Source organism: Armatimonas sp. (assembly GCF_031410135.1).
GTDB lineage: Bacteria > Armatimonadota > Armatimonadia > Armatimonadales > Armatimonadaceae > Armatimonas.
The window spans coordinates 1-6,334 of record NZ_JANNYP010000472.1 but is presented as its reverse complement, the minus strand read 5'-3'; the positions used below and the strand labels follow the sequence as shown (position 1 = coordinate 6,334).

The 6,334-nt window shown below is 57.7% G+C and carries 7 protein-coding genes; 4 read left to right on the top strand and 3 right to left on the bottom strand.

All coding sequences use genetic code 11. The features are described from left to right. Positions 1 to 166 precede the first annotated feature (166 nt). The 4 genes from RMO15_RS17585 to RMO15_RS17570 all read left to right on the top strand — a co-directional run bounded on the left by RMO15_RS17585 (position 167) and on the right by RMO15_RS17570 (position 3,734). Positions 167 to 703 carry a hypothetical protein gene (locus RMO15_RS17585; protein ID WP_309714800.1) on the top strand — a complete coding sequence of 179 codons (537 nt, stop codon included), beginning with the start codon at positions 167 to 169 and terminating at the stop codon, positions 701 to 703. 152 nt (positions 704 to 855) lie between these two features. Beyond that, positions 856 to 1,959: a chlorite dismutase family protein gene (locus tag RMO15_RS17580; RefSeq protein WP_309714798.1), complete on the top strand. Its 1,104-nt coding sequence runs from the start codon at positions 856 to 858 to the stop codon at positions 1,957 to 1,959. Further along, the gene (locus tag RMO15_RS17575) at positions 1,956 to 3,002 is read left to right on the top strand and encodes a ferrochelatase (protein ID WP_309714796.1); all 1,047 of its coding nucleotides are present in this window, start codon (positions 1,956 to 1,958) and stop codon (positions 3,000 to 3,002) included. Before RMO15_RS17580 ends, RMO15_RS17575 begins: the two co-directional genes overlap by 4 nt. Before the next feature lie 12 nt (positions 3,003 to 3,014). Beyond that, positions 3,015 to 3,734, top strand: coding sequence for a DUF1080 domain-containing protein (locus RMO15_RS17570; RefSeq protein ID WP_309714793.1), 720 nt, complete (start codon positions 3,015 to 3,017; stop codon positions 3,732 to 3,734). Here RMO15_RS17570 and RMO15_RS17565 read toward each other — a convergent pair. Genes RMO15_RS17565 through hflX form a run of 3 tightly spaced genes read right to left on the bottom strand, consistent with a single transcriptional unit; the run spans position 3,727 to position 6,215 of the window. After that, a complete protein-coding gene (locus RMO15_RS17565) occupies positions 3,727 to 4,143 on the bottom strand; it encodes an Rrf2 family transcriptional regulator (protein WP_309714791.1) in 417 nt (138 codons plus the stop codon). The two genes, RMO15_RS17570 and RMO15_RS17565, sit on opposite strands and share 8 nt — an antisense overlap. 20 nt (positions 4,144 to 4,163) lie before the next feature. Then, complete coding sequence (locus tag RMO15_RS17560; protein WP_309714789.1) at positions 4,164 to 4,925, bottom strand: hypothetical protein; 762 nt, start codon at positions 4,923 to 4,925, stop codon at positions 4,164 to 4,166. A 15-nt stretch (positions 4,926 to 4,940) separates the two neighbouring features. Further along, complete coding sequence (gene hflX, locus RMO15_RS17555) at positions 4,941 to 6,215, bottom strand: GTPase HflX (RefSeq protein WP_309714787.1); 1,275 nt, start codon at positions 6,213 to 6,215, stop codon at positions 4,941 to 4,943. Positions 6,216 to 6,334: the final 119 nt, after the last annotated feature.

Here is a 6,334-nt window from a genome sequence, read left to right as displayed (position 1 = left end):
CAATTTTTGCGTCATGTGTCTGCCTTAAACCTTTTTCAACATCTTTTTCTTAAACTGCTGGTTTCTTTGCCTGAGGTGTACATTCGCCTGGTGGAGCAATCTGTTTTACCGCCACAAAAAATGAGCGAACCATGAGTTCTTCAGTGCAGGCGGGACAGACGCACAAGTGCTTTTAGATGCTCTTGGACAGACCGCTGGACTTACGACATGCAAACTAGAGGCCGTGCCAGATAGTACAGAGGGAACCAACCTGGACGCACTCTGGATTACGGACGATGGGGTTACGACGTTGTGTGAGGTCAAGCTCTCTGAGGCCGAGTTTGGAACAGCCAAAGACGATCTCGAACACAACGACAAGCTGGCGAGCATTTATCTGCCCATCTTGACGGGTCATGTGGATAGCACACTACTGAAAGCCCCAGAATTTTTTGAAGCCTACCAGATTCTCCGAAACGTATGGCATTTGTGTAATCTTCATAAGAAACAAGAAACAGGCCGTTTGATCTTCCTACTTCCTAAGGCCAATACATTTTTAGACAAAGAGCTAGCAAGGGTTCTTGCGATGGTCACTAACCCTGTCATCCGTGCCAGTATTTTTGTCTTTTACATTGAGAATGTCCTGGAGAGCCTGATCAAAGACCCAAGCTGTCCTCTGGACTTACGAATGCATACTAAAGAAATGAAGGTCAAATACGTCATCTAAATGTGGGGAAGGATTAGCCAGTAACAATTTTGATGTCGTCTCGGCAGCAATATTGTGATGATCATATCGCCATGATAACCTTCCCTCTCCGACCAGGGTTGAGAGGCGTGAGTAGGGATGAGCGAAGCAATAGTAGAGGGTATGATAGAGACATGAGACCACGCACCACCGATACCCCCGCCGCGCCGCCCGCCGGACGCCAGCTAAGCCGCCGCCAGTACGTCCGCTTTGCCTTCTACAAGCTCGATCCCACTTGGCGACGTTTAAGTGACGACGAGCAAGCGGCGCAGAAGCGCGAGCTTTCGAGCGTCATCCAGAACTTCAACCGGCGCATGCTCCTGCGGCCCTACAGCACGGTCGGCACTCGCGCCGACTGCGAGCTGCTCCTCTGGCAGATCGCCGAGAGCCCGCTGGTCTTCCAGGAGCTGGCCACCGCGATCCTCCGAACCCGCATGGGCAGCTACCTGCAGATCGTCTACAGCTACTTCTCGCAGACCAAGCGCTCGGTCTACGAGATTCGCGTGGGCGGCGACGATGGGAGTGAGGAAGAAGAGCGCCTGGTGATTGACCCGTCGGAGGCCAAGTACGTCTTTGTCTACCCGTTCATCAAGACCCGGCCCTGGTACCTGCTCTCCAAGCACGCGCGCCAGGGCGTGATGGACGAGCACATCGAGGTCGGCAAGAAGTTCCCCTCGATCCGGCTCAATACCACCTACAGCTTCGGCATCGACGACTACGAGTTTATTCTCGCTTTCGAGACCGACGAGCCTGCCGACTTCCTCGACTTAGTGCAGGAGCTACGCGAGACCGAGTCCAGCCGCTACACGCTCCAGGACACCCCGCTCTTCACCTGCGTCAACTTGCGCCTCGACGAAGCCCTCGACGCCCTCGGTGGCCCGCCCATCGCCGAGGCCCTCGCCGCCGGTGAGGCTCGCGAGAGCTGGGTTGAAGTCTGTGCGCTCGCCGATTTTGAACCCGGCCAGACGCGTTCGATCTTTCTCGAAGGCAAAATGGTTGGGATCTTCAACATCAAGGGCGAGATCTTTGCCATCAACAATAGATGCAGCCACGCCCGCGGCCCGCTCTGCGAGGGAACTATTGACAGCGACGAGTGTTCGGTAGTCTGTCCCTGGCACTATGGCAAGTTCGATATTAAGACCGGAGCGGCAATTGATGGCGTGGTGAAAAAGCCCGTCGAAACGTTCCAAACCAAGATCGAAAACGGCATGGTCTGGGTCGGCACGAAAATCTCATGAGCAACTACGACGCACTTTTAGTTTTGTCTTTTGGTGGCCCCGAAGGCCCCGATGACGTGATCCCGTTTCTGCAAAACGTCACGGCGGGGCGCAATATCCCCGCCGAGCGCCTCGCCGAAGTCGCGGAGCACTACCAGCACTTTGGTGGCGTGAGCCCCATCAACGCTCAGAACCGAGCACTGATCGAAGCGCTCAAGGCCAGCGACTTCCCCCTCCCGATCTACTTTGGCAACCGCAACTGGCACCCGTTTGTGGCCGACACCCTGGCGCAGATGAAGGCCGATGGTGTGAAAAACGCCCTCGCCTTCGTAACATCCGCTTTTAGCTCCTACTCCGGCTGTCGCCAGTACCGCGAGGACATCGCCAAGGCCCGCGAGGCCGTCGGGGACGGTGCGCCCGAGTTTGGCAAGATCCGCGTCTTCTACAACCACCCACTCTTCATTGAGACCATGGCCACGCGCGTGCAAGAGGCCCTCGCGCAGCTCCCCGCAGGCTCCCGCGTGGTCTTCACCGCCCACAGCATTCCCGTCGGCATGGCCCGTGGCTGCGACTACGAAGCGCAGCTCAAAGAAGCCGCCTCGCTGATCGCTGCCGCCTGCGACGTGGAAAACTTCGATATCGCCTACCAGAGCCGTAGCGGCCCGCCGCAGGTGCCCTGGCTGGAGCCCGATATTCTCGACTACCTCAAAAACCTCCCCCTCCCTCCCGTTATCGGGAGGGAGGGGGTTGGGGGGAGGGAGGGCATCGCCGTTGTCCCACTGGGCTTTGTCTCGGATCACATGGAAGTCCTCTACGACCTCGACCACGAGGCAAAAGACCTGGCCGAGGAGCTCGGGATTCCGTTTGTGCGAGCGGCGACGGCAGGGACACACGCAAAGCTCATCCAGATGATCCACGAGCTTGTGAATGAGCGACAGAGCGACTCCCCCATCCGGCTCACGGTCGGCACACGCGGTTCCAACCCCGATATCTGCCGTGAGGGCTGCTGTCTGCGCGGCGAGGGTCGTCCGCCCGCACGCCCTGGCGAACAAAATCCCAGGTAAAATAGAGCCACGATGAACGTACTTCCTCTTCTTGCACTAGCGGCACTTTCGCAGTCGCCGTATCTCATGCCCGATAACAAGGCCAAGCAACCCAAGCCCGTTCCGCCTCCCCCCGGAGCCATCGTGCTTTTCTCAGGTAAGCCCGAGGAAATGGCGGCCAACTGGCGCAAGTCTGGCTCCACCACCGATGCAGACTGGGGCGTGGTCAAGGGCGCGATGGTCTCCCAGAAGGGCAATATCGTCAGCAAGCAGGAGTTCACGGACTTCATGCTCCATGTCGAGTTCAAGGTTCCCTACGTGCCTAACGAGAAAGGCCAGGGCCGTGGCAACTCGGGCGTGGGCTTGCAGAGCTGGTACGAGATTCAAGTGCTGGACTCCTCAGGGCTGAAGATTCCCGGCACCGGCGACTGTGGGGCGGTCTACAACCTGGCCGCACCGCTGGTCAATGCCTGCAAGCCCCCGCTCTCTTGGCAGACCTACGACATTATCTTCCGCGCCCCGCGCTTTGTGGACGGCAAGCTCACGGAGAAAGCCCGCGTCACGGTAATGCAAAACGGGATTCTCGTGCAGAACAACACCGAGATTCAAGGCCCTACGGGAATCCGCAGCGATCGCCCCGTAGACAAGCCCGGCCCGATCTTCCTGCAAGACCACCACAACCCCACCGAGTTCCGCCAGATCTGGGTCGTGCCGCTCCCCACCGAGGGCTCTAAAAACTACGATCCTAAGTAGGCTTACCGTCGCCAAAGATCGGGGTTTCCAGAACTTCCGCGAACGTCGTCTGACGGAAAACCAGCTCCACCTGCGCCAGGGTATCGTCCATGCGCTGGTGGAGCTTACAGAGGTGCTTGCTGTGCTGTGGCAGATCCAGCGGACACTTGGTAATGCGCTGGATCGGGTCTACTGCCTGCACGATGTCGTAGACGCAGAGCTGATCCGTGGGACGATCAAGGTGGAATCCCCCGTGTAGGCCGCGCTGGGAAACCACGAGCCCGGCACGTGCGAGGCTCTGCATCACTTTGGAAAGGTAGCTGGGGGGAACTTTGGTCGCCGCCGCGATCTGTGCCACGGTGCGCGGCTCTCCCTCTTCGGCAAGGTAGGCCACAGCACGAAGCGCGTATTCAGCAGTCTGGGAAAACATGCCACAGTGTACCGCGAAGTCTACCGAGTTGGTTCGGCGTTCCAGACCTTGATATCGTCAAACCAGCCGTCTTTGCCCGCGACTCCCAGCTCAATCTTAGACTTCGTGGCGTGGCCAATCCCTGGAGACTTCAGATAGCCGACAGGTTTAGCATCCATCGTCACCCGCATCTCGTCGCCAATGGTCTCCACCACCAACGTGTACCACTTGCCCACCTCAAACGTCGCAGGGTAGCTCGCGCTATGCGTGGTGAGAAGCTTGCTAATCTCTGCTTTATTGGCAACCGGGTCTTTGCGTAGCTCAATCAGGGCATTGCTCTGGGTGCCCTCACGCTCATCCAGAAGAACCACTTTATCCAGCCGAATCTGAGCGCGGCAGAGATGGCCGTAGTGCGATCCCGTGAACGCACGGTCATCGAACTCCACATCTATCATTGTCGCGCCCTCGAAACGAATCTTGCACTCCACCACACTGTTCTTGGTGGGAAGCTCCAGCCCGTAGACCGCGGCATGCGCTTTGATCACCGACTTGCCATCCGCCGAGGACATGTCCTTCACTCGGGTCTGGCTCCCCTTCAGCGCTCCGTCCTCAAAGGCGAACGTGTCCACCACGCGATGCCAGCGCTTGTCATGTAGCGTGCCCGAAAAATCATCGGAGAAGAGCAGCTCTTTTTTCTTCGCCAGCGACTTTTCCGGGATGGTGTCTAAACCTGCCGCCAGCGCAACGATACTAGAAAAGGCCAGCAGTGGCAGCATTAAAAAACGCCATTTTGGAATCTTCATAGCTCAAAACTCCCTCTACACGATCTGAAACTCTTCGAGTTTACCCGCCAGCGAGCGCGCAACATCGGCGCGAACCAGAATATGCTCGGGGCCATAGTCCACGGAATGCACCACGCCAAACTCATGGCACTGCGCCACAAGCTCAGAGCGACTGTAGGGAATCGCCACCAGCATCGTGTCCACAAGATTTTTAATCGTCTCCGACACCCGCTCCATGAGCGAGTTCAGTCCCTCAGCCTTTGCGGCGGAGATGTAGCAAGAGTTCGGGGTCTTGGAGACGAGATCTTGTAGCTCCTCGATATTTTCGACGAGATCACTCTTATTAAAGACCGTCAGGATCAGCTTATTGTGGGCTCCCAGTGCCTCCAGAGTCTCTAAAACGGTGTCGCGGTGACGATCCGCCTCAGGGCTACTGATATCCACCACATGAATCAGAAAGTCCGCCTCGATAGTCTCTTCGAGTGTGGCACGGAACGCAGCGACGAGATCATGGGGCAGGCTACGAATAAAGCCCACGGTATCGGTGAGCAGAATCCCTCGCCCATCGGGAAGGATCACACGGCGTGTCGTGGGATCCAGGGTAGAGAAGAGCATCCGGTCGGCCAGCACCTCGGAGCCCGAGAGCAAGTTCAGGAGGGTGGACTTCCCCGCGGAGGTGTACCCCACCAGAGCCGCGGAGGGAAATGGCAGCTTGCGACGAGCGCTGCGCTGCTGCCGGCGGGTCTTCTTGACTTCTTCCAGCTCGCGGGTGAGGTCCGCAATGTCCTCGCGGATCTTACGCTTGTCTAGCGCGACTTTACTCTCTCCTCCGCCGCCACGCACCCCGATACCGCCCTGCTGGCGCTCGAACTTGGTGTAGAGAAGCCCAACTCGTGGCAGGGAGTAGGTAAGCTGCGCAAGCTGCACCTGTAGCTTGCCCTCACGCGTCCGTGCGCGCTGGGCAAAAATATCCAAGATCAGCTGCGTCCGATCCATCACCCGCGTCTTAAGGGTGACCTCAAGGTTGCGCTGCTGGGTTGGCGAGAGCTCGTTGTCAAAGATCACGACAGTCGGCTCCAGCTCCGCTACCAGCGTGTAGAGCTCGTCTGCTTTTCCGTGCCCAATCAGAAACGCGGAGTCGGCCTTGTGCTTCCGCTGGCTGAAACGCTCCAGAACCTCAATATCCGCGGTGCTCGCAAGCTCCGTCAGCTCGTCTAGGCGAACCTCAATACTATCCTGGCTCTCGTCGGTCTCCAGCGCCACCAGAATTGCGCTCTCATCGGTTACATTTGCTTGAAGCTTATTGATCATACGTTGCTTACTGTATCGCAAGCGAGGGAGTGGTGCTAAAGCGACGTCTTTGCAACAGACAAGAAAAATAGCCCTTAGAGGGACTGTCCCACGATTTTAGGACCTATTTATTTTGATGC

Coding starts and splice junctions, on each gene's coding strand:
- RMO15_RS17580 (WP_309714798.1), top strand. CDS start 856: ATGAGACCACGCACCACCGATACCCCCGCCGCGCCGCCCGCCGGACGC.
- RMO15_RS17575 (WP_309714796.1), top strand. CDS start 1,956: ATGAGCAACTACGACGCACTTTTAGTTTTGTCTTTTGGTGGCCCCGAA.
- RMO15_RS17570 (WP_309714793.1), top strand. CDS start 3,015: ATGAACGTACTTCCTCTTCTTGCACTAGCGGCACTTTCGCAGTCGCCG.
- RMO15_RS17565 (WP_309714791.1), bottom strand. CDS start 4,143: ATGTTTTCCCAGACTGCTGAATACGCGCTTCGTGCTGTGGCCTACCTT.
- RMO15_RS17560 (WP_309714789.1), bottom strand. CDS start 4,925: ATGAAGATTCCAAAATGGCGTTTTTTAATGCTGCCACTGCTGGCCTTT.
- hflX (WP_309714787.1), bottom strand. CDS start 6,215: ATGATCAATAAGCTTCAAGCAAATGTAACCGATGAGAGCGCAATTCTG.